The 22,589-nt window shown below is 67.8% G+C and carries 22 protein-coding genes; 18 read left to right on the forward strand and 4 right to left on the reverse strand.

From position 1 onward, the window contains the following. Window positions 1-2 precede the first annotated feature (2 nt). Together Q8W67_RS06220 and mdcB are read right to left on the reverse strand one after the other, a co-directional pair. Window positions 3-737 (reverse strand): DUF3750 domain-containing protein, encoded by a 735-nt coding sequence (locus Q8W67_RS06220; RefSeq protein WP_305542340.1) that lies wholly within the window; start codon window positions 735-737, stop codon window positions 3-5. Between the two features lie 117 nt (window positions 738-854). Next, window positions 855-1,712, reverse strand: a complete 858-nt coding sequence (mdcB, locus tag Q8W67_RS06225) for a triphosphoribosyl-dephospho-CoA synthase MdcB (RefSeq protein ID WP_370693824.1) — start codon at window positions 1,710-1,712, stop codon at window positions 855-857. Between the two features lie 1,118 nt (window positions 1,713-2,830). Here mdcB and Q8W67_RS06230 point away from each other — a divergent pair. Next, entirely contained in the window at window positions 2,831-4,255 is a 1,425-nt protein-coding gene (locus Q8W67_RS06230) for a methyltransferase domain-containing protein (RefSeq protein ID WP_305542346.1), read from the forward strand. A gap of 103 nt (window positions 4,256-4,358) precedes the next feature. Here Q8W67_RS06230 and Q8W67_RS06235 read toward each other — a convergent pair whose 3' ends face one another. Both Q8W67_RS06235 and tsaA read right to left on the reverse strand, forming a co-directional pair. Further along, window positions 4,359-5,051: an SGNH/GDSL hydrolase family protein gene (locus Q8W67_RS06235; protein WP_305542349.1), complete on the reverse strand. Its 693-nt coding sequence runs from the start codon at window positions 5,049-5,051 to the stop codon at window positions 4,359-4,361. Beyond that, complete coding sequence (gene tsaA, locus Q8W67_RS06240) at window positions 5,048-5,545, reverse strand: tRNA (N6-threonylcarbamoyladenosine(37)-N6)-methyltransferase TrmO (RefSeq protein WP_305542495.1); 498 nt, start codon at window positions 5,543-5,545, stop codon at window positions 5,048-5,050. Before tsaA ends, Q8W67_RS06235 begins: the two co-directional genes overlap by 4 nt. A 119-nt stretch (window positions 5,546-5,664) precedes the next feature. On the opposite strand from tsaA, the gene Q8W67_RS06245 reads away from it, so the two are divergent. From Q8W67_RS06245 to Q8W67_RS06325, 17 genes are all read left to right on the forward strand, one after another. Beyond that, a complete protein-coding gene (locus Q8W67_RS06245) occupies window positions 5,665-7,158 on the forward strand; it encodes an AMP nucleosidase (RefSeq protein ID WP_305542351.1) in 1,494 nt (497 codons plus the stop codon). Between the two features lie 423 nt (window positions 7,159-7,581). After that, on the forward strand, window positions 7,582-8,832 hold the full coding sequence (locus Q8W67_RS06250) for an SLC13 family permease (RefSeq protein WP_370693825.1): 1,251 nt from the start codon (window positions 7,582-7,584) through the stop codon (window positions 8,830-8,832). A gap of 130 nt (window positions 8,833-8,962) precedes the next feature. Continuing rightward, window positions 8,963-9,364: a succinate dehydrogenase, cytochrome b556 subunit gene (gene sdhC, locus Q8W67_RS06255; protein WP_305542357.1), complete on the forward strand. Its 402-nt coding sequence runs from the start codon at window positions 8,963-8,965 to the stop codon at window positions 9,362-9,364. A gap of 10 nt (window positions 9,365-9,374) precedes the next feature. Continuing rightward, window positions 9,375-9,794, forward strand: a complete 420-nt coding sequence (sdhD, locus tag Q8W67_RS06260; RefSeq protein WP_305542359.1) for a succinate dehydrogenase, hydrophobic membrane anchor protein — start codon at window positions 9,375-9,377, stop codon at window positions 9,792-9,794. Between the two features lie 31 nt (window positions 9,795-9,825). Continuing rightward, window positions 9,826-11,643: a succinate dehydrogenase flavoprotein subunit gene (gene sdhA / locus Q8W67_RS06265; RefSeq protein WP_305542362.1), complete on the forward strand. Its 1,818-nt coding sequence runs from the start codon at window positions 9,826-9,828 to the stop codon at window positions 11,641-11,643. An 81-nt stretch (window positions 11,644-11,724) separates the two neighbouring features. Beyond that, window positions 11,725-12,549 (forward strand): succinate dehydrogenase iron-sulfur subunit, encoded by an 825-nt coding sequence (locus Q8W67_RS06270; protein WP_305542364.1) that lies wholly within the window; start codon window positions 11,725-11,727, stop codon window positions 12,547-12,549. A gap of 166 nt (window positions 12,550-12,715) precedes the next feature. After that, on the forward strand, window positions 12,716-13,300 hold the full coding sequence (locus tag Q8W67_RS06275) for an AprI/Inh family metalloprotease inhibitor (RefSeq protein ID WP_305542367.1): 585 nt from the start codon (window positions 12,716-12,718) through the stop codon (window positions 13,298-13,300). A 149-nt stretch (window positions 13,301-13,449) separates the two neighbouring features. Beyond that, on the forward strand, window positions 13,450-15,315 hold the full coding sequence (locus Q8W67_RS06280; protein WP_305542370.1) for an ABC transporter ATP-binding protein: 1,866 nt from the start codon (window positions 13,450-13,452) through the stop codon (window positions 15,313-15,315). 205 nt (window positions 15,316-15,520) lie between these two features. Further along, window positions 15,521-16,090 (forward strand): ubiquinol-cytochrome c reductase iron-sulfur subunit, encoded by a 570-nt coding sequence (gene petA, locus Q8W67_RS06285; protein WP_305542373.1) that lies wholly within the window; start codon window positions 15,521-15,523, stop codon window positions 16,088-16,090. Window positions 16,091-16,103: 13 nt separating this feature from the next. Beyond that, complete coding sequence (locus Q8W67_RS06290; protein WP_305542376.1) at window positions 16,104-17,390, forward strand: cytochrome b N-terminal domain-containing protein; 1,287 nt, start codon at window positions 16,104-16,106, stop codon at window positions 17,388-17,390. Between the two features lie 21 nt (window positions 17,391-17,411). Continuing rightward, complete coding sequence (locus Q8W67_RS06295; protein WP_370693826.1) at window positions 17,412-18,320, forward strand: cytochrome c1; 909 nt, start codon at window positions 17,412-17,414, stop codon at window positions 18,318-18,320. A 305-nt stretch (window positions 18,321-18,625) separates the two neighbouring features. After that, window positions 18,626-19,501 (forward strand): S-methyl-5'-thioadenosine phosphorylase, encoded by an 876-nt coding sequence (locus Q8W67_RS06300; protein ID WP_305542381.1) that lies wholly within the window; start codon window positions 18,626-18,628, stop codon window positions 19,499-19,501. Window positions 19,502-19,588: 87 nt separating this feature from the next. After that, a complete protein-coding gene (hisB, locus tag Q8W67_RS06305; RefSeq protein WP_305542384.1) occupies window positions 19,589-20,176 on the forward strand; it encodes an imidazoleglycerol-phosphate dehydratase HisB in 588 nt (195 codons plus the stop codon). Window positions 20,177-20,244: 68 nt separating this feature from the next. After that, window positions 20,245-20,730, forward strand: coding sequence for a DUF2628 domain-containing protein (locus tag Q8W67_RS06310; RefSeq protein WP_305542387.1), 486 nt, complete (start codon window positions 20,245-20,247; stop codon window positions 20,728-20,730). Between the two features lie 19 nt (window positions 20,731-20,749). Continuing rightward, complete coding sequence (gene hisH, locus Q8W67_RS06315; protein WP_305542390.1) at window positions 20,750-21,409, forward strand: imidazole glycerol phosphate synthase subunit HisH; 660 nt, start codon at window positions 20,750-20,752, stop codon at window positions 21,407-21,409. A 37-nt stretch (window positions 21,410-21,446) separates the two neighbouring features. Next, a complete protein-coding gene (gene hisA / locus Q8W67_RS06320; RefSeq protein WP_305542393.1) occupies window positions 21,447-22,190 on the forward strand; it encodes a 1-(5-phosphoribosyl)-5-[(5-phosphoribosylamino)methylideneamino]imidazole-4-carboxamide isomerase in 744 nt (247 codons plus the stop codon). Next, the gene (locus Q8W67_RS06325) at window positions 22,180-22,572 is read left to right on the forward strand and encodes a DUF29 family protein (protein ID WP_305542498.1); all 393 of its coding nucleotides are present in this window, start codon (window positions 22,180-22,182) and stop codon (window positions 22,570-22,572) included. The genes hisA and Q8W67_RS06325 overlap by 11 nt, the downstream gene beginning before the upstream one ends. Window positions 22,573-22,589 lie beyond the last annotated feature (17 nt).

Here is a 22,589-nt window from a genome sequence, read left to right on the forward strand (position 1 = left end):
CTCTAAAGGCCCACGCGCCCGAGGGCCGGCAGCTTGAGAGCCGGACGGCGCAGGTCGATTCCGGCCACGCCGCCGAGCAGGTTGAGCTCGAGTCCCTCAACCCAGGCAAGTGTCAGCCCGAGATAGCCGCCGAGGTTGATCCGGATCCCCGTGCCAGACGGCGTCCATCCGAGCCAGCGTCCGTCGTAGGGGAAATCCTTTCCGATCGCCGTGGCAGGCAGGCTGGCCCGCATATCGGGGACCGCCGCCATCACGGCGGCGACGAAGGTATTCGAGTTCGGTCCAGGCCAGACGACATAATCACCGGGCCGTGCGTAGCGGTACTCGGCCACGGCCTTGCGGATGCGCGGGAGCATCGCCTCGGCATCCGGCCCATCCGCGGCGAACACCACCGCGGGCGCGTTGCCGAACCAGCGGCCGTCGGGCACGAAGCGATCGACCCAGATCGGCTGGCCCCAGGCCGTGTAATCGAAGCGGCGATAGGCACGCTCGCCCCGGCCCTTGATCACGATCCAGCTGTGCGTCGCGACAATGCCGCGCCAGCTCACGGTACGCGCGGAGAAGATGCGCACCACGGCCCCGGGATTTGCGTCGGCCGCGATGAGCAGCCCGGCGCTGGATCTGTCCGCGAGGCGCCAGTCGCCGCTCGCTCTGAACCAATACAGCGTCGCCGAGACCGCGATGGGAACGAGGAAGATGGCAACAAGCGCGATGAGCGCGATCCTGATCAGGAACACGAGACTTGCCCGGTCGTGGTGGGTGGAAGGGCGGATGTAGGACGGCGCAGCCGGCGTTGAACTGCGTCGGAACGGTGCAGGTCATAAACACGCCGGGCGGAACGGCAGCCCTACGCGTCAGGCCTGCGCGGCAAGCGCGTCGAGAAAGAGAGTCGTGGCGAGCAGGTCCGCGCAACCGCCTGGACTGAGGCGCGCCGCCACAAAGTCGCGATGGATCCGGACCGCTCGGTCGCGCCAGCCCGGTGCCGCGATCCCGCCGGCGTCGAGAAAAGCCGCCGCCGCCGCCCGCGCTCCGGCCAGACCGTCGGCGCCGCCCCGGTGCAGGAGATTGGTGTCGTCCACGATGGCCAGGAGCGCGAAGAAGCATTGGACCCGGGCGGCTTCAGGGTCACCGGACGCCCGGGCGCGGCCGAGGCGGAGCGCCGGCAGACCGACTGCCCGGATCGTCGGGAATCCCGCCGCCGCCTCGGCGCTGGCACCGCCGACGCCGTAGCGCCGCGCGGCGCGACCGCCATGGCTCGTCGCCGAGGTCGGCGCCCGGGCGATCGCACCGCCCCAAAGCCGGCCGACAGCCTCCGCCCGCGCCTCGGCCGAGAACGGTGCGTCGCCGGCCGCCCCCGCTCCCGCGCAGATCAGCCCCAGGGAGAAGATGGCACCGCGATGCGCGTTGACGCCGCCGGTCGCGGCCAGCATCGCCGCCTCGGCCCGCAGACCGATCAGGCGCAGACTGTTCATGTCCGCCCCGCGAGCGCCTGCTACAGCCAGCTCGGCGAAGAAGGGGCGGATCGACGCGGCGCTGCAGCGCAGGGTATCGGCGTCCATGTCGGTGTGGCTGCCCGAGTCGACCGGGCTCACGAGACCCGGCTTCGGCCAAGTTTCCAGCTCGTCGATCAACGCGGCATGAGCGAGATCCGCGATGCCCACGGCCCAGGAAGCCGAGGGGCGCGATCCGTCGATGGCACACACGTCAGAAATGGGAAGATTCCGGCTGGGTGCCGCACCTCGCCGAGAGGTCGGTCGCTGCAATCGGTGGCGAAGACCGGCTTCGAAGCGCGCCCGTAAGGCGATGACGCGTCGATCCAGCATCGGACAGCAGCTACGTGCGCCCGACCGGTCCGTCAAATTTCCCGGCCCTCCAACGCCTCGCATCTCGCAGTTTCGGAGGCCGAAACGCTCGGGACGTTGCGTTCGTCGGCGCAGCCGTCTCGGCTTCGTCGTCGACCCCATCTGTCTTCGAAAGCACGTCGGCGAAGCCGTCGAGTTATTGCAACCCATCGGGTCGGCCGAGGCGGCGCATGCGGGCGGCGGCGGCCGCCGCATCACGGACCGCGAATTCGGGCGCATGCATCAAGCGTCTTCCGCCGACGCATCGGCCCGCGGCGGATCCGCGAGTTCCGGCACCGGACCATCCCATCTTGCCGCGCTCCAGCTTTGCTAGAATAACCCCACGAAGCGATCCGGTAATCGCCTTAGATCGGGAGCCTGCGCCCAACTCTTGCGCTGGATTGCGTCCGTGAATATCATCTTCGTAGCTTCGCAAATATCGTTGCCGTGCCGCATCTGCACGGGCTTCCTTGCAATATCGCCAAGATCGGATTTTATGAAAGCGCGGAAGGTTGTGGTATCAATTGCAGAATTTGTATCATCCATACAAAGTGGTGCCGCTGCGTTGCGTTTTTCCGGCGTTCGAACATGATTTCATTTTTGAAGAGAGCCGAGTGAAAAATCAACACACTTTCAAATTTCGGGCGATTTTTTGGATCGAGCGAGGGAAGACAGTGTGAAAATCGATACGTTTCGAAAGCGTATTCGATTTGCATAATAATCATATTAGGCGCGTACAGCGCGTCTGTTGTGAGATGGGACGGCGGAGATCGATCTGCACCTCGTCATGGACATGTCGAATATAGGTGTCGAAGTGATCGAGGACTTCGGCGACTTCCGAGACGCGACGCGGTCCGGGAGCGTAAGCGCCATATCCGGATCGGGAAGCATCAAGCCCCTTCCTATCGGGCTCATATTCTCTGAAATCTGAATCTGGCCTTAGGATACTTCATATCTACCAGGAAGCTGCTCAGGAGCTGAGGTTGGGAATGGATCGTGCGCAGTCGCTTCTGCAGTCCCTGACGAAAGAGGCACGCATCATCGAGATCGGGCCGAGCTTCAATCCACTGGCCCCGAAGCGTGATGGCTGGAACACTTTCGTCATTGATCACGCCTCGCGCGACGAATTGATAAAGAAATATCACGATCAGACAATCGACCGGATCGAGGATGTCGATTTCGTCTGGAGCGGCGGCTCGCTCGCGGATGCGGTTCCGAGCGACCAGCATGGGAGCTTCGACGCGTTCATCGCCAGCCACGTCATCGAGCACACGACCGACATCGTGACGTTCCTGCGCGCGGCCGAAACATTGCTGCGGCCCGACGGCGTCGTGATCCTGGCGGTGCCCGATAAACGCAAGTGCTTCGATTTCTTCCGCTATCCGTCCGCCACGGCGGACGCGATCGCGGCCTTCCTGGAGCGGCGGGACAGGCATACGGTCCGGACGCACATCGACTACGCCCTGAACATGGCGCTGAAATCCAACACGCATGGAGCCTGGGCGGGTGACGACGTCCGGCCTGTGGAACCCGTCTGTTCCCTCGCCGACGAGCCGAATTGGCGCGCCGTGGCACAGCTGCCGCACTACACCGATGCACACGCCTGGGTCTTCGTGCCGGCCAGCTTCCGCTTGATGATCCTGGAGTTGTCGCTGCTGGGCTATTTGGATCTTCGGGTTGAAGACACGCTCGAGAGGCATGAGACCGAGTTCTTCGTCTGGCTCCGCAAGGGGGCGCCGCGCCTCGCGCTCGACGAGGCTCGTCGGGAGCGTGTCGCCCTCATGCATCACGTGATCGTCGAGCTGGCGGAACAGTCGCGGCACCTGCCGGACGATCCGCTGGGCCCATCGGCTTCGGCGCGGGCCTTGCGCGACCAGCTTCAGGAGGCGCGGATCCGGACCGCCATGCTACGGACGGTCCTCGCTGCAGTGCGGGAAAGCACCAGCCGGCTCGGCCTGGATCGACGCAAGTTCCGGCGCCTGATCGCTCTGGCGAGCCAGACAATTCCGGCCACCGCGTCGGCCGCGATTCAACACCGGATCCTGCTGGCCGAGGCGACGAAGGTTCTCGACAGGCAGAGACATTCCGCGACCTTGGCCGACGACGACGAGACGACCCTCACCGCCACGGACAGTGCCGTCCTCGTCGGCCTTGTGAGCGCCGCCCGGTTGGGCGATCCGTCGCTGGCCTCTGAGTTGGAGCAGGAGAGGCAGCGTTCGCGCGCCGTGCGCATCGTGCTCAATGCCGTTCTCGCCAGCCTGCGGTTCCGGTCTTTGGACAGGAAGCGCTTCAAGTCGATCGTCGCGAAGGCGGCACAAGCGACGCCCAATGAAGGGCCGGAAGCGGCGCGCCACGCCGTGCTCCTCGAGGAGTCGCGAAAGGTGCTGGGCGTTCCCCCTGGCGGTCCGTCCTGACCTCTCGCCCTGGCGGAGACGGCGCCCGCCTCGGCGCATAGCATAGTCGGCCCAGCCTGGCGGCGTCGGCCATCGTCCGGAGCGGCTGCCTGAACGCGAAGGCTTACCGATTGCACAGCGTCGGCCCGAGTGCCGCCAGCACCGGCCGATACGCTGCGAGGTGCAGCCCGTCCCGCATGGTGCCGGGCTTGGCGAAGCCGGTGTCGCCATCGCGGATCGCCGCGAACGGGTCCGCGAAGACGCAACCGATGCGCCCGCACAGGCCGCGCAGCCGCTGCGAGTAATCCGCCACGGCGCCCGCATCGACGAAATGGGCGATCTCGCGCCCGACCGGGGGGAGGGCGGTGACAACCACCCGGGGGCTCACGGCCTGAAGCCGCTTCACGATCGCTTCGGCGGCGGCCTCGAACCGGGCCGCCGCTTCGGGCGAGCGGGGCTTGTTCTTCAGCAGGATGTCGTTGGTGCCGATCGTCAGTGCCGCGAGCCCGGGATGGGCATGGAACGTCAGGTGGGCGAGGTAGTCCGCGTAGGCGGACGCCGTCGCACCGCTGACGCCGCCGTTGACCAAGGCGAGGCCGCACGGACCCTGGCCTCCGGGCTGGAGTTCAACCTGGGAATCGCCGCCCCAGAACAGGTAATCCGCCGGCGCCTCGTCCAAGCTCACCTGCACGGCGACCAAGCGCATCCCGGCATAGGCACGCGCATCCGCGGCCGGCTTGTGCAACTGCCAGCCGGACAGGCCGCCAACGGTCAGGAGTGCGAGGCCGCCGAGGAGCGGGACGACGAGACGCCTCACGGAGCGGCACCGGCCCGGTCGACCTGCGCGTCCGGCCGGGAGTCCGTCGAGGCGTAGTAGGGCTTGATGTCCAGGAGCGGCGTGCCGTCGAGGCAATCGAGGCCGCGCACCCGCAGGGTGTCGCCCTCCCGGGCGATCAGCTCGACCACCGAGAGCGCGATCGGGTTCGGCCGCGCCGGCGAGCGCAGGGAGAAGGTCCCGCGCGGGCCGTCGGCGTGGCGCGGCCGCTGCACCACGAGGCCGCGGGTCGCCCGGTCCATCCAGTAGAGCAGGATCAGGTGGCTGCAGCCCGTGACGTTGCGCAGGGCGGGGACATAGGCCGCGTCGAGTTCGACCGTGCAAACTGCGTCGGTCTGCGATCCGTTCTTCGGGCAATCGGGCCGGGTGTGCCAGGGCGTGCGCAACCGGCCGATGAAATGGAGGCCGGCGTCGAAGCGCGCGGGCAGGGTCGCCATCTCTTCGCCGGGACGGGTCCCGAACTCGTCCGCGCTCATGTCCATGCAACCTCGCTTCGATTGGGCCGGCTTCTCGGCCAAGCGCCAGCCGGCCGCAAGCCCGTAGCTCGCGCCGCCGCATGGGGCGGTGTAGAGCCGGGCACAGGACGGGAGGCGACATGATCGAGCGGGAATTGCGGCCGATGCAGGCCGTCGCGGACGCGGGCAGCGCGATCGACCGTCTGGTCGCGCTCTACGAGGACGCGGCCGGCGCCCTGCGGACCGCGCTGGAGCGCTACCTTGCAGGAGGGCCGCCACCGGACGCCACCGAGCGCCTGGCGTTCCGCTATCCCGAGCTGCGGATCAGCTACCGTCCCACCGGCCCGCTGCCGCGGGTGCGGCGCGCCACCGCCAAGCTCCAGGCAGCCGGCACCTACGCGACCACGGTCACGCATCCGGCCTTCTTCCGCGAATATCTCACCCGGCAGCTAGAGCCGCTGATCGCCGATTACGGGATCCAAATCGAGGTCGGCCAGAGCGCCCAGGAGATCCCTTACCCCTACGTCCTGGAGGCGGGGCTCGATGCCGGTGGCCGGACGGTCGACGGCGCGGAACTCGCCACCTTTTTCCCGGTGCCGCTGCTGTCGCTCGTGGGCGACGAGATCGCGGACGGCACCTTCGACGTTTGCGACGGCGAGCCGCTCCCCCTGGCGCTGTTCGATGCCGTGCGGGTCGATTACTCCCTGCGCCGCCTGGTCCACTACACGGGCTGCGACTGGCGTGACGTTCAACCCTGGATCCTGCTGACCAACTACCACCGCTATGTGGACCAGTTCGTCCGCCACGGGCTGGAGCGGCTGGCCTCCGGCGAGGAGGGTTTCGAGCGGCTGGTCCTGCCGGGCGGTCTGTCGGTGAGCCGGGCCGAGGCGGCCACGGCCGATCCCGCCGCGGTGATCGCCGCCTCGCCATGGCACCGGCACCAGATGCCGGCCTACCACCTGGTCGCCCGGGGGGCTGACGGGACCATGCAGGGGACGAGCCTCGTCAATATCGGCGTCGGCCCGTCGAACGCGAAGACGATCACCGACCATCTGGCCGTCCTGCGCCCGGATTGCTGGCTGATGGTCGGCCATTGCGGCGGCTTGCGGCAGTCGCAGACCATCGGCGACTACGTCCTGGCGCACGCCTATCTCCGCCGGGACCGGATCCTCGACGAGCTGGTGCCGCCGGACGTGCCGGTGCCGGCGCTGGCCGAGGTGCAGGTCGCGCTCCAGAACGCCGCCGCCTCCGTCACGGGCGAGCAGGCTGAGGCGCTCAAGCGGCGCCTGCGCACCGGCACGGTGGTGACCTACGACGACCGCAACTGGGAATTGCGGTTCAGCCAGGAGCGCCGCCGGATCAACCAGTCGCGCGCCATCGCGGTGGACATGGAGAGCGGCACCGTGGCGGCGCAGGGCTTTCGCCTGCGCGTGCCGTACGGTGCGCTGCTCTGCGTCTCGGACAAGCCGCTCCACGGGGAAATCAAGCTGCCCGGAGCCGCCAATGCATTCTACGATCGGGCCGTCTCCGAGCACCTGCGCGTAGGACTGGCGGCGCTCGACGTACTCCGCGCCGACAGGCACGGGCTCCACTCGCGCAAGCTCCGAAGCTTCGACGAGCCGCCGTTCCGGTGATGAGCCTTTATCGATCACGGACTGATACGGTTTCGCGTTGAACGACCGTCGCCGCCTGTCGCCGTCTGCGGACCCTGGCGAAGCAACTTCGTGGATCACGCGGTTCCCCATCGTCGCGTGTCCCTGGCTCGCTGCGTTCGCGATGGCGGTGAGCGACGATAGGCCGGGCGAGCCAACCGAAACCGCATGACAGGCCGAGGATGCCTCGGAAACGTTGGCCCGGCCGAACGTTCGCGTGCGGCGACCCTTGCGGAGATCAGCCTGCGCGGGCCGCCAGCCTTCGTCTATCGCGAAGGATGAGTCGCGGAGTCCCGAATTGCGAACCGTTCCAAACCGGCCCATGCACCGCTGGCGCAGACTTTGGAGGTTCGGTTGAACGGCGAGGCTGTTGTTCCGGCGACAGCTGCCCTGCTCATGCTGTGCATGGGCCTGTGGGCCACCGCGCTGCTGCCCGAAATCGTCACGGCGCTCGCCTTTTTCGGGCTGGCGATGCTGCTGCGGCTCGGCGGTGCCGGGACCGTGTTCTCCGGTTTCTCGGCTTCGGCCTTCTGGCTGGTTCTCTCCGGCATGGTCGTGGGCCAGGGCATGACCCGCACGGGCCTCGGCAACCGCATGGCACGGGCGTTGGCTTTGCGCCTGTCCGGCTCCTACGCGCACTTCATCGCCGGCCTCGTGATCCTGAGTTTCCTCATCGCCTTCGTGATGCCGTCCAATCTCGGGCGAATAGCCCTGATGATCCCGGTGACGCTCGCGCTCTGCGACGCCTTCGGACTTGCGCCCGGCCGGCCGGGACGGACGGGCGCGGTCCTGGCGGTCGGCGTGGCAACACCGATCCTGTCCGCGGCGATCCTGCCGGCGAACGTTCCCAACCTCGTGATGGCCGGCTCGGCGGAGCAACTGCTCGGCCTGCACCTGTCCTACCTGTCCTACTTTGTCCTGCACGCGCCGGTCCTGGCCATCGTCAAGGGCGTGATGCTGGTGGCTTTGATCGTGAGGCTGTTCCCTGACCGGCTGCGCCTCGGGATGCATGTGCTGCCGGCCCTTCCGCCGGTCTCGGCCGCCGAACGGCGGCTGGCGACGATTCTCGCCTGCACCCTAGCGCTCTGGATGACCGATGGCGTCCATGGCCTCGCCCCCGCCTGGATCGGGCTCGCGGCGGCCGTGATCTGCCTGCTTCCGCGGGTCGGCGTGCTGCCGGCTGAGGCGTTCCAGCAGGTGAACCTGCGCACATGTTTCTACATCGCGGCGCTGCTCGGGCTCGTCGCGCTGGTGAACGAGACCGGGCTCGGCGAGCGTCTCGGCCACCTGCTGCTCGCAGTCGCACCGCTCGCACCCGGCGCGCAGCTTCAGAACTTCGCGGTCCTCACCGGCATCGGCACGGTGCTGACGCTGCTCGTCACCGCCAACGGGGCGCCGGCCCTCTACACGGCTCTGGCGGGCGAGATGTCGAAGGCCAGCGGCCTGTCGCCGCTGGCGGTCGTCTCCCTACAGGTGATCGGCTACTCGACGCTCTTCTTCCCTTACCAGGCGCCACCGATCGTATTCGCGAGCGAACTCGGCGGCGTCCGCCTGCGGGACGCCACGCGGCTCACTCTGAGCTTCGGCTTGGCATCGCTCCTGATCGCGGCGCCGCTCGATTACGCGTGGTGGCGTCTGCTGGGCCAACTCCGGTGACAGAACCGCCGCGCTATCAAGCCGCTACGGCGCATTGCGGCGCAGCATGACACATTGCCGCTTGCCCGCGCAGGCACTAGCGCTACCAGATTAGAGACGGTCCAGTTCGCAGCTGCGAGGCTTCAACCCGATGGCACCCACCGCGCGCCCGACAGTATCACAGCCGCTTTCGCCACATCTCCAGATCTACCGCTGGACCTGGACGATGGCGATGTCGGTGTTTCACCGTATTACCGGCACCGCCCTCTACGGCGGAACTGCCCTCGTGGCGATCTGGCTCGTGGCCCTTGCCTCAGGACCGGTGGGTTATTCATACGTGGCCGGGTTCTTCGGTTCGCTGTTCGGGCGACTGATCCTGTTCGTCTATACATGGGTGCTGATGCACCACATGCTCGGCGGCGTCCGGCACCTGATATGGGATACCGGCATCGGATTCGACCGGGAGAAGCGCCTGGGCATGGCGCGCTTGACGCTCATCGGGTCCGTCGCGCTCACCCTCGTCATCTGGGCGACTGCCCTACTGGTCCGCTGAGGAGGCCGGAATGGCTCAGGAACAGATCCGACAGGATACACGCCTCTCGATCCGCACACCCCGGGCGCGCATCCGCGGCCTGGGGGTCGCCCATCACGGCGCCGGCCATTGGTGGCTCCAGCGGATCACCGCTTTGGCCAACACCGTATTGATGCTGGCCTTCGTGGTCATCGTCGCCAGGATGGCCGGTCGCGGCTACGTCGAAGCGACGCAGCTGGTCGCCAAACCCTTCGTCTCCATTATCCTGATCCTGGCGATCCTGTCGGTGACGATCCACATGCGGCTCGGCATGCAGGTGATCATCGAGGATTACGTTCACGCGCCGGCGACGAAGATCGTCTCGGTGCTCGCCAACAACATGTACGCGGTCCTCGTGGCCGTAGCCTGCCTCTACGCGGTCCTGCGCATCGGCTTCGGACAGCCGGCCTGACCCCCGCCAACAGCATCTCGAGGAGCCGAACATGGCCGCCAACGGCACCAACGGCAGCGGGCCTGCCTACACCATCCACGACCACGCCTTCGACGTCGTGATCGTCGGCGCGGGCGGCGCAGGCCTGCGCGCCACCGTCGGCTGCTCCGAGGCGGGCCTGCGCACCGCCTGCATCAGCAAGGTGTTCCCGACCCGCTCGCACACCGTCGCGGCGCAGGGCGGCATCTCGGCCTCGCTCGGCAACATGGGCCCGGACGATTGGCGCTGGCACATGTACGACACGGTGAAGGGGTCGGACTGGCTCGGCGATCAGGACGCCATCGAGTACCTCGTGCGCAACGCGCCCGCGGCGGTCTACGAACTGGAGCATTGGGGCGTGCCTTTCTCCCGCACGGAGGAGGGCAAGATCTACCAGCGCCCGTTCGGCGGCATGACGACCGATTACGGCAAGGGAACCGCTCAGCGGACCTGCGCGGCGGCCGACCGCACCGGCCACGCCATGCTGCACACCCTCTACGGGCAGGCGGTGAAGAACCAGACCGATTTCTTCATCGAGTACTTCGCCCTCGATCTGATCATGGATGACGAGGGCCGCTGCCGGGGCGTCATCGCCCTCGACCAGGCCACCGGCGAGATCCACCGGTTCCGCGCTCAGATGACGATCCTGGCCACCGGCGGCTACGGGCGCGCCTATTTCTCGGCGACGTCGGCGCATACCTGCACGGGCGACGGCAACGCCATGGTGCTGCGCGCCGGGCTGCCGCTCCAGGACATGGAGTTCGTGCAGTTCCACCCGACCGGCATCTACGGCGCGGGTTGCCTGATCACCGAGGGCTCGCGTGGCGAGGGCGGCTACCTCACCAACTCGGAGGGCGAGCGCTTCATGGAGCGCTACGCACCCTCTGCCAAGGACCTGGCCTCGCGCGACGTGGTCTCGCGCTCCATGACCATGGAGATCCGCGACGGCCGCGGCGTCGGCAAGAACAAGGACCACATCTACCTGCACCTCGACCACCTCGACCCGAAGATCCTGCACGAGCGCCTGCCGGGCATCTCGGAGAGCGCGAAGATCTTCGCTGGCGTCGACGTGACCAAGGAGCCGATCCCGGTCATCCCGACCGTGCACTACAACATGGGCGGCATCCCCACGAACTATCACGGCGAGGTGCTGACCCTGCGCGACGGCAACCCCGACACCGTCGTTCCCGGGCTCATGGCGATCGGCGAGGCGGCCTGCGTCTCGGTGCACGGCGCCAACCGCCTCGGCTCGAACTCGCTGATCGACCTCGTGGTGTTCGGCCGCGCCGCCGGAAAGCGCTGCGCCGCGATCGTCGAGCCGAACGGCCGCGCGATGGAACTGCCGAAGGGCGCCACCGACAAGGCGCTGGAACGGCTCGACCGCTTCCGCCACGCCAACGGCTCGACGCCGACTGCGGAGCTGCGCGCAGAGATGCAGAAGACGATGCAGAACAACTGCGCCGTGTTCCGCACCGGCGAGGTGCTGGAGGAGGGCAAGGGCCTGATCCACAAGGTCTGGAACGCCGCCGCCGACGTGAAGATCACCGACCGCTCGCTGGTCTGGAACACCGATCTCCTCGAGACCCTGGAGTTCGACAACCTGATCGGGCAGGCGGTGGTGACGATGGAATCGGCCGCCAATCGCAAGGAATCCCGCGGGGCCCACGCCCGCGAGGATTTCCCTGACCGTGACGACAAGACGTGGATGAAGCACACGCTCTCCTGGCTCGACGAAGGCCAGCATCAGGTCGCCATCGATTACCGGCCGGTGCACACCTACACGATGTCGAACGAGATCCAGTACATTGAGCCGAAGGCGCGAGTGTACTGATCTAGATCTATAATTCTCGTGGCGGCGAAGATTTATGATTTGAGCCGCCGCATTCTGCTCTAGCGGAAGCCGTCGAGAACCATGGCCCAGTTCAACCTTCCGAAGAACTCACAGATCACGCAGGGAAAATCCTGGGCGCCCCCGCCCGGGGCCAGTAATCTGCAGACGTTCAAGATCTACCGGTGGAACCCGGATGACGGGGCGACCCCGCGGATCGACACCTATCAGGTCGATCGGGACGATTGCGGCCCGATGGTGCTCGACGCGCTTCTGTGGATCAAGAACAAGGTCGATTCGACCCTGGTCTTCCGCCGTTCCTGTCGCGAGGGCATCTGCGGCTCCTGCGCCATGAACATCGAGGGCCAGAACGCGCTCGCCTGCACGATGGGCATCGACGAGTGCAAGAGCCCCGACAATGCCCTCCCGGTCATGACCCGCAAGGACAAGGACGGGGCGATTCGGATCTACCCGCTGCCGCACATGCCGGTCCTGAAGGACCTGGTTCCCGATCTCACCAACTTCTACGCCCAGCACGCCGCGATCGAGCCGTGGCTCCAGACCGAGACGCCCGCTCCAGAGAAGGAGTGGCGCCAGACCCCCGAGGATCGGTCCCGGCTCGACGGACTCTACGAGTGCATCCTGTGCGCGTGCTGCAGCACGTCGTGCCCGAGCTACTGGTGGAACGGCGACAAGTTCCTGGGTCCGGCGGCCCTGCTTCAGGCCTATCGCTGGCTGATCGATTCGCGCGACGAGAACACCGGCGACCGGCTCGACTCCCTGCACGACCCGTTCCGGCTCTACCGCTGCCATACGATCATGAATTGCGCCAACACCTGCCCGAAGGGCCTGAACCCGGCCAAGGCCATCGCCGAGATCAAGAAGATGATGATCGAGCGCACGGTCTGACTGCTGCACGGTGAGGCCTCCCGGTCACACCGGGGGGAAAAGGCCGTCCCTCCGCAGCGGACTGGGGCGCGGTCGGCACCCTCGCCTTGCGGTCAGCGTATTTGGCATCGAGTCAGGAGGAAAGCGCGTCCCCGCGCTCATTCCAAGCCCGATCCGAAGTGGTCCGATGCTGCGCCCGAACCTGTCGACGTTCGCTGCCCTCTGCCTGAGCGCCAGTCTCGGCGCCTGTGCCACCAGCCGCCTTGACGGGCCGCGGAGCCGGGCTCCATCGCCCCAGGCCGCCCTCGAGACGGTGCCGGCGTTCCCGTCGGGCACGGTCACGGCGGCGCCCCTCGCCCCGCCGCCCGGCGCGGCGGCGAGCCCCGATGCGCCCCCGCCCCCCGGCGCCCAGGCGGGCCAGCCGGCCTCCGGCCCCACGGTGATTGCCGAGCCGGTGACGCCGCCCGCGCCGCCGCCTCCGGTGGTCGCGAGTGGCCGCTCCTCCGTAGTCGGTAGCTGGGATGCCAAGGACGCCACGGGCGCGAGTTGCAAGGTCACCCTGTCGAGCGCGCCGGCCCTGGACCTCTACAAGGCCTCGACCTCGGGCTGCCCCAACAAGGATCTCGCCAGGGTCTCGGCCTGGGATTTCCGTGACGGCGAGGTCTACCTCTACCAGCCGGGCGGCACCGTGGCGGCGCGGCTGCGCCAGGGCGGCGGTTCGCTCGACGGGGCGCTGACCAAGTCGGGCGCGTCGCTGGCCCTCGTCCGGTAGGGGCCGTCCGGGCCAGCCCGATGGGGTCGGCCCGGGTCCTCCGCGAGGAATGTCGTCTTCGAGAGACGGCCCGCGACGACCGCGCGCGCTTGGCGGCCGGCGGCCGTCGCTTACATGTGGGGCTCCCGCAGAGACACGCCCCCGAAGAGATGCTCCTGGATTGGCTTGAGCGCCGCGTTGACCCGTTCGCGCCGTTCGACGAGGCGCGGATGCCGCCGCGGACGGTCTCCGGCTTCGCCTGGTTCTACCTGCGTCCGATTCGGGCAGCGCTGGCGGCGCTGTTCGTGATCGCGGTGATCGCCGGCACGGTCGAGGCATCGCTCTATCTCGTCATGCGCTGGTTCATCGACCTGCTCGGCACAGCCGACCGGGCGACCGTGTTGTCCGACCATGCGGGCGGCCTGACCTTCGTCGTCCTGCTCGTCGCGGTGGTGCGCCCCGTCTCGATCTGGGCGCACGAGGTTCTGTCGAACCAGCTCGTCGTGCCACAATCCACGAACCAGATCCGATGGCGGGCACATCTTTACACCCTCGGGCACGCGCTCTCGTACTTCCAGGGGGACTTCTCGGGGCGCCTCGCCAATCGCGTCGTGCAGGTCGGGCCGGCGGTGCGCGAACTCGCCGTGGTCTTCATCGACACGCTGCTCTACGTGGCGATCTACGCTGTGACCGCGGTCGGTCTGTTCAGCTCGATCTCGCCCTGGCTCGCCCTGCCGGTGCTGCTCTGGATCGCCGCCTACGCCGCCCTGACGACGTGGTTCGTGCCCCGGGCCCGGAGCCGCTCGCACCGCACGGCGGACACGCGCTCCGTGCTGATCGGTCGCATCGTCGACAGCTACACGAACATCCTGACCGTGAAGCTCTTCGCCCGCGACCGCGAGGAGCGGGCGGCGGTCCGGGATGCGGTCGATGTCCATACCGGCGCCTACCTCCATCAGTTCCGGCTGGTCACCCTCACGACGAGCCTGCTCGGGCTGCTCAACAGCGGGCTGCTGCTCGCCACCGGCGCCGCCAGCGTGGTCCTGTGGCGCAGCGGCGGGATGACGACCGGCGAGGCGTCGGCCGGCCTAGCGCTCGTCCTGCGGCTCATCGCGATGTCCGGCTGGGTGATGCAGACCGTCCGCGGCGTGTTCGAGAATGTCGGCGTGATCCAGGAGAGCATGCAGACGATGGCGCGACCGCACGGGCTGGTCGACGCATCGGATGCCCGGGAACTCGCGGTTTCGGGGGGCGAAATCCGCTTCGAGTCGGTCGGCTTCCATTACGGCCGTGGCGACGCCACCGTCATCGAGGATTTCTCGCTGACGATCCGTCCCGGCGAGAAGGTCGGGCTGGTCGGCGTCAGCGGGGCCGGCAAGTCCACCCTCGCCAGCCTGCTGCTGCGCCTCTACGATGTGGAGAGCGGGCGCATTCTTGTGGACGGTCAGAACATCGCCGTCGTGACACAGCAATCGCTGCGCGAGGCGATCGCAATGGTCAGCCAGGATACGTCGCTGCTGCATCGCTCGATCCGCGACAACATCGCCTACGGCCGTCCGGGCGCGACCCAGAATGAGATCGAGCGCGCCGCCCGGCTGGCGCACGCGGACCGGTTCATCGCCGATCTCGTCGACCACAAGGGGCGACGGGGCTACGACGCCCAGGTTGGCGAGCGTGGCGTGAAGCTCTCCGGCGGCCAGCGCCAACGCATCGCCATCGCGCGGGTGATCCTCAAGGATGCGCCGATCCTGATTCTCGACGAGGCCACCTCGGCCCTCGACAGCCAGGTCGAGGCGGCGATCCAGGAGTCGCTCGACACGCTCATGGCGGGCAAGACGGTCCTGGCGATCGCCCACCGCCTGTCGACGATCGCGGCCCTGGACCGGCTTGTGGTCATCGATCGGGGGCGGATCGTCGAGGAAGGGACTCACGCCGCGCTCGTCGCGCGCGGCGGCGTCTATGCCGGCCTGTGGGCGCGTCAATCGGGCGGATTCCTGGACGACGGGACGGCCCGCTACAACGATGCCGTCGCGTAGCGGCCGGGACGGGGTGGTGCTGTGCAACATATCGTGGCGATCGTGTCCGATCCCTGGCGCCTGGCCCCAAGGCAAAGCTTGACTCAGGGGTGGCAGACGGTCTCATTGCCCAGATTAGAACGATAATGCTTTGATAGCGGCCGAGCCGGGCCCTCAGAGCTGGGTGCCTGCGGCCCCTTCATGCCAACGCTTGGAGTTCCGAATCTTGGCGAACACCTCCGCCGCCGCTTCCGCAGGCGCCCCACCCGAGGGCAGCCGCCGAGACTTTCTGTTCCTGGCCACAGGTGCCGCCTTGGCCGTAGGGGCCGCAGCCGCGGCCTGGCCCCTGGTCTCGTCCATGGCCCCAGACGCCGACACGATCGCTGCCGGCGCTCCGATCGAGGTCGATCTGACGCCGATCCAGGACGGGCAGATCGTCAACGTCTTCTGGCGTGGCAAGCTGATCTTCGTGCGCAAGCTCACGGCCAAGGAGGTGACCGACATGCAAGCGGTGCCGCTGTCGGCCATGATCGACCCTGCGGCCTTCACCGCCCGCGTGAAGAACGGTCACGATCAATGGCTGATCGTGTACGGCAATTGCACGCATCTCGGATGCGTGCCGATCGGCCACCAGGGGAATTTCGAGGGCTGGGCGTGCCCGTGCCACGGCTCCCAGTTCGATGCGGTCGGCCGCGTCCGCCACGGGCCGGCGCCGATCAACCTGCCGATCCCCCCCTACGCCTTCGAGACGGACACCAAAATCCGGATCGGCGAAGGCGGCAAGGAAGCGGCTTGAGGAGGACGCAGCCATGAGCGGAACTGCCAGCACCTACGTCCCGAAGAGCCGCGTTGCGAAGTGGTTCGAAGCGCGGCTGCCGATCGCCGGCCTCGTGCACTCGTCGTTCATCGCCTATCCGGTCCCCCGAAACCTGAACTACTTCTGGACCTTCGGGGCGATCCTCGCGGCCTTCCTGGGGATCCAGATCATCACCGGCGTCTGGCTGGCGATGCACTACGAGCCTTCCGCGACGGGCGCGTTCAATTCCGTCGAGAAGATCATGCGCGACGTGAATTACGGCTGGCTGCTGCGCTACGCGCACGCCAACGGCGCGTCGATGTTCTTCATCGCGGTCTACGTCCACATGTTCCGGGCGCTCTATTATGGGTCCTACAAGGCCCCGCGCGAGGTGCTCTACATCCTCGGCGTCGTCATCTACCTGCTGATGATGGCGACCGCCTTCCTGGGTTACACGCTGCCCTGGGGGCAGATGAGCTTCTGGGGCGCCACCGTCATCACCAACATCCTGGCGGCGATCCCGGTCGTCGGCGACACGATCCAGACCCTGCTGTGGGGCGGCTACTCGGTGGGCAACCCGACGGTGAACCGCTTCTTCTCGCTGCACTACCTGCTGCCCTGGATGATCGCCGGCGTGGTCGTGCTGCACGTCTGGGCGCTCCACGTCACCGGCCAGAACAACCCGGCCGGCATCCCGATCAAGTCGGGCAAGGACACGGTGCCGTTCACTCCCTATGCAACCGTGAAGGACGTGTTCGCCACCTGCGTGTTCATGATCCTGTTCTCGTGGTTCCTGTTCTACCAGCCGAACTTCCTCGGCCACGCCGACAACTACATTGCCGCCAACCCCGCGGTGACGCCCGCCCACATCGTGCCGGAATGGTACTTCCTGCCGTTCTACGCGATCCTTCGGGCGGTCCCGAGCAAGCTCGGCGGCGTGATCCTGATGTTCTCGGCGGTGATCATCCTTGCCTTTGCGCCGTGGCTCGACACGTCGCGGATCCGCTCGTGCAACTATCGGCCGATCTACCGGCAGTTCTTCTGGGTGTTCATCGGCGCGACGCTGCTGCTCGGCTGGCTCGGCTCGCAGCCGCCCGAGGGCGGATACGTGCTCGCGGCGCAGATCTGCACGGCCTACTACTTCGCCCACTTCCTGATCGTCATGCCGCTCTGCGGCCTGTTCGAGACGCCCAAGGCGCTGCCGGGATCGATCCTGGAGAGCGTCACCGGACCAGGCAAGCAGGTGAGCGGATCCGGGATGCCGGCGGGTGCTGCCGCCGCTCCGACCACCCAGGGCTGACGGGCTGACGACAGGACCATGATGATGACCCGCGTCCTCTCGACCACCGCCGCAGCCGCCCTCGCAGGGCTGCTGATCGGGGCTGCGCCGGCCCGTGCCCAAGAAGGGCACGGCGGCCCGGTGCCGGCCCGCGTCAACTGGAGCTTCGCCGGCGTGTTCGGCCGCTTCGACACCGCGCAACTGCAGCGCGGCTTCCAAGTCTACAAGGAAGTCTGCTCGGCCTGCCACTCGATGAAGCTGGTCTCCTTCCGAAACCTCGCGCAGGAGGGCGGCCCGGACTTCTCGGCCGGTCAGGTGAAGGCGTTGGCCGCGACATACCAAGTCAAGGACGGCCCGAACGATGCCGGGGACATGTTCGACCGGCCCGGGCGGCCTGCTGACACGTTCCCGCCGCCCTTCCCGAACGACCAGGCCGCAGCGGCCGCCAATGGCGGCAAGGCGCCGCCGGACTTCTCGGTGATCGCAAAGGCGCGAACCTTCTCCCGGGGCTCCCTGTACTTCCTGACCGACTGGCTGCCCCTCATCGGCTATTCCGAGCAGGGCCCCGATTACATCCACGCGCTGATCAACGGCTACGAGGATCCGCCCAAGGATTTCGCGCTCCCCGATGGCGGGCACTACAACAAGTACTATCCGGGCCACATCATCGCGATGCCACCCCCGATCACGGACGGGCAGGTGACCTATCCGAAGGGCGAGAACGGCCAGCCGGTGGTACCCGAGACTGTGGACCAGTACGGCAAGGACGTGGCGGCCTTCCTGATGTGGGCGGCCGAGCCACACATGATGGACCGAAAGGCCCTGGGCTTCCGGGTGATCCTGTTCCTGATGATCATGTCCGGGTTGCTCTACTACGTGAAGAAGAAGATCTGGGCGGATGTCGGCGGCGAGGTCCACGGCCTTCAGCCGGAGCTGCACAAGACCTTCTGAGGCGGACCCGCTTCGCTACCGGTACCGCTGCATGGGCCTCCTTCGGGAGGCCCATCTTTTTTGGGCTGTGGCCGCATGCTACCGCTCGAACGAACCGACGATCGGCCGTTTCGCTGCGCCGATCTCCGAATACGGACCTCATCCCGAGTCGGCCCCGTCGGCCGGCCTCGGAGGAGCCCTCGACGGATCGCCTTCGGTTCCGGGGGCCTCATCGAGGACTCCGCTTCACATCGGCACCTCGGCACGAGGTGGCGGATCGGACCTTCGGCGCTTTGGATGCGCCGCGACCACATTGGACAAGCGGCATGAGCGCAGCGGTACTCGGAGTGATGGGCGGGTCCGGCGTCTACGACCTGCCGGGTCTTGAGGACGTGCGCGAGGAGCGCGTCGCCTCGCCCTGGGGTGAGCCCTCGGACGCCCTGCGGATCGGCCGGATCGGCGATACCCGGGTGGTGTTCCTGGCGCGGCACGGGCGCGGGCACCGGTACGCGCCGTCCAGCATCAACTACCGCGCCAACATCGACATCTTGAAGCGGGCCGGCGTCACTGACCTCGTGTCTCTCTCCGCCTGCGGCTCGTTTCGGGAGGATTTGCCCCCAGGCCTTTTCGTGCTGGTCGACCAGTTCGTCGACCGCACGCATGGGCGAGCCGCGTCGTTCTTCGGTGACGGCTGCGTCGCCCACGTCTCCCTGGCCCATCCGGTCGGTCCCGGATTGCAGGCGCGGATCGCGACCGCCGCCCGGGCCGAGGACATCGCGGTCCATCGTGGCGGGACCTATGTCTGCATGGAGGGGCCGCAATTCTCGTCGCTGTCCGAATCCCGCGCCTACAAGGCGCAGGGCTTCGACGTGATCGGCATGACCAACATGCCTGAGGCCAAGCTCGCCCGCGAGGCCGAGATCACCTACGCCACCATCGCCATGGTGACGGACTACGATTGCTGGCACCCCGGCCACGACGCCGTGGACGTCGCCGCGGTGGTCGCCGTGGCCCGCGCCAATGCCGACAAGGCGGCTCGGCTGGTGGCGCGGCTGGCACGCGATTTCCCGGCAGAACGCGAGCCCTGCCCGGCGAAGTCGCACAGGGCCCTGGACGGGGCGATCATGACGGCGCCGACGGCCCGTGACCCGGCGCTCATCGCCAAGCTCGATGCGGTGGCGGGCCGGGTGCTGAACCCGTAAGGGGGCACCGCCCTTTCCAATCCGCAGAAAGTCCATCTAGAAGGCGCGGGCGGCCCGGGCCGCCCTCGACGCAAAGTCCGAACCAAGATGCGCAGCGCCACCATCAGCCGGAAGACCGCCGAGACCGACATCTCGGTCAGCGTCGGTCTCGACGGGACCGGACGATCGACGATCGCCACCGGAATCGGCTTCCTCGACCACATGCTGGACCTGTTCGCCCGGCACGGCCTGTTCGACCTAGAGGTCAAGGTCGACGGCGACCTGCATATCGACCAGCACCATTCCGCCGAGGATTGCGGCATCGCGCTCGGGCAAGCCTTCGCAAAGGCGCTGGGCGACAAGCGCGGGGTGACGCGCTACGCCGATATCCACCTGCCGATGGACGAGGCTCTGACCCGCGTCTGCGTCGACATCTCGGGCCGCCCGTTCCTGGTGTTCCGCACCACGTTCCGGGTGGAGAAGATCGGGCAGTTCGACACCGAGCTGGTCCGCGAGTGGTTCCAGGCCTTCGCGATGAATGCCGGGCTGACCCTGCACGTGGAGACCCTCTACGGCGACAACGCGCACCACATCGCCGAGAGCTGCTTCAAGGGGCTGGCCCGCGCCTTGCGGAAGGCCGTCGCCATCGACCCGCGCGAGGAGGGGCGCGTTCCTTCCACGAAGGGCTCCCTGTAGACCATCGTTTCGTCGCGCTCTGCGGCCGTCGTTCCGACGTCGAAGCGCGCTTTTCCGGGAGTCCCGCGATGCGGATGCGCAGCTACACGCTCCACTTGCCGACCGATGCGCGGCCGGGTGAGCCACTCGGCCTCGATCGGGCCGTGCTCGTGTCGGACGGGTTCGCGTGGTCGGCCTTCGCGTTCAGCGTGCTCTGGTTCCTTTACCATCGGCTCTGGATCGCGGCCCTGATCGTGCTCGCTGGCTTCGCGGCGCTGGCCGGTGCGGGGCTCGCCCTCGGCTTGTCCACGGGCGCGGCAATCGTCGTCACGCTGCTGGCGTCCTGGCTGGTCGGGCTGGAGGCATCGAGCCTGCGGCGCTGGACGCTGACCGGGCGGGGGTGGCCAGCCCGCGACGCCGTCGTGGCCGCCAGCCCCGAAGAGGCCGAGGCCCGAGCGCTCGGCCGCTGGCTCGAGTCCAGCACGGCCACGCCCCGCGCCCCGTTCCCGAGCGGGCCAACCCGCCGCGCCGAGCCGGTGATCGGTCTGTTCCCCGCCCAGGAAGGCGCCCGGTAATGTTTTGGTCAAGACGCGCATGAGTTCCGAGACGGTCGCGATCATCGATTACGGGTCCGGCAACCTCCATTCGGCCGCCAAGGCCTTCGAGCGCGCGGCTCGCGAGAGCGGGCGCGACGCGCGCATCCGCCTTACTGCGGACCCCGAGGTGGTGGCGGCGGCCGATCGCGTCGTCCTGCCGGGCGTCGGCGCGTATGCCGATTGCCGGCGCGGGCTCGACGCCGTTCCCGGCCTGGTCGAGGCGATGACCCACGCGGCTCATGCGGCCGGGCGGCCGCTCCTGGGCATCTGCGTGGGCATGCAGTTGCTCGCGACCCGCGGACTGGAATACACCACCACGCCGGGGCTCGGCTGGATCCCCGGCGACGTCGGCCTGATCCGGCCTTCGGATCCGGCCCTCAAGATCCCCCACATGGGTTGGAACACCCTGCGGGCCGCCCGCAACCACGCGCTCCTCGCCGGCATCCCCACGGGGGATGACGGCCTGCACGCCTATTTCGTGCACAGCTACGCGCTGACGCCGGAGCATCCGGAGGACGTCGTGGCGGTGGCCGAATACGGCGGCCCCGTCACGGCGCTGGTCGCCCGCGACAATGTCGCCGGCACGCAGTTCCATCCTGAGAAGAGCCAGACGCTCGGCCTCGCGCTCATCGCGAACTTTCTGAACTGGCGCCCCTGAGCGCGGTCCGGCCCCGGCGAGAAGGAAGACAACGCCCGTGATCCTGTACCCGGCGATCGATCTGAAGGAAGGACGCTGCGTCCGCCTCGTCCAGGGGGATATGGCGCAGGCGAAAGTCTTCGGCGACGATCCGGCAGCGCAGGCTGCGATCTTCGAGGACCAGGGCTTCCCCTGGCTCCACGTGGTCGATCTCGACGGCGCCTTCGCGGGCGCGCCGCGCAATGCCGATGCCGTCGATGCGATCCTGGCCCGGGTCGGCATCCCGGTACAGCTCGGCGGTGGCATCCGCGAGATGAAGACGCTGGAAAGCTGGCTTGCCAAGGGCGTCGCCCGGGTGATCATCGGCACCGCTGCCGTGCGCGATCCCGGTTTCGTCCGCGAGGCCGCGCGCCAGCACCCCGGCCAGATCGCGGTCGGCATCGATGCCAAGGACGGGCGCGTGGCCGTCGAGGGCTGGGCGCAGACCTCCAGCATGACCGCTGAGGAACTCGGCCGCCGGTTCGAGGATGCGGGCGTCGCGGCGATCATCTACACGGACATTGCCCGGGACGGGATCCTGAAAGGCCTCAACGTCGAGATGACACTGGCCCTCGCGCAGGCCGTGCGCATCCCGGTGATCGCCTCGGGCGGCCTCGCCTCGATCGCCGACGTGCACCGCCTGCTCCAGCCGGATTGCGCGCTCATCGCCGGCGCGATCACGGGCCGGGCCCTCTACGACGGCCGCATCGACCCGCAGGCGGCCCTGGCCGCGATCGCGCAGGCGCGCGGCACTGCGGCCTGATACAGTCTCCCGATCGAGAGACCTCGCCAGCGAGAACCTCGCCGAGGGGATCGAGAGCTCGGGAAAGCGCCGGTTCGCGAGCCCTTTTAGCGACTTCCGAGTGGCGCTGCTGCAGATGCTCAGGGTCGATCACCAGCCAGCGGCACGCACCCGAAATTGGGCGCTTCCGATCCCGACGCATCGCAACCATGCGGCCGATGAGTTCGAGGAAGGCCCAGGTCAGGAGGCTCGCTCGGGCGAGGCCATCGCGAAAGCATGCCGCCGCGCCCGACGCGACGCGGCAAAAGAGTCTTGCCTGCCGCTGAAGCGCTTCCCAGAGACCGGCCCCTACACTTATCAGGACATCAGAGATCGCCCGTTCGCGATCGACACCGACTCCTGATTCGACCCGCCGAGGGC

Source organism: Methylobacterium sp. NEAU K (genome assembly GCF_030700285.1).
In the GTDB taxonomy this organism is placed as follows: domain Bacteria; phylum Pseudomonadota; class Alphaproteobacteria; order Rhizobiales; family Beijerinckiaceae; genus Methylobacterium.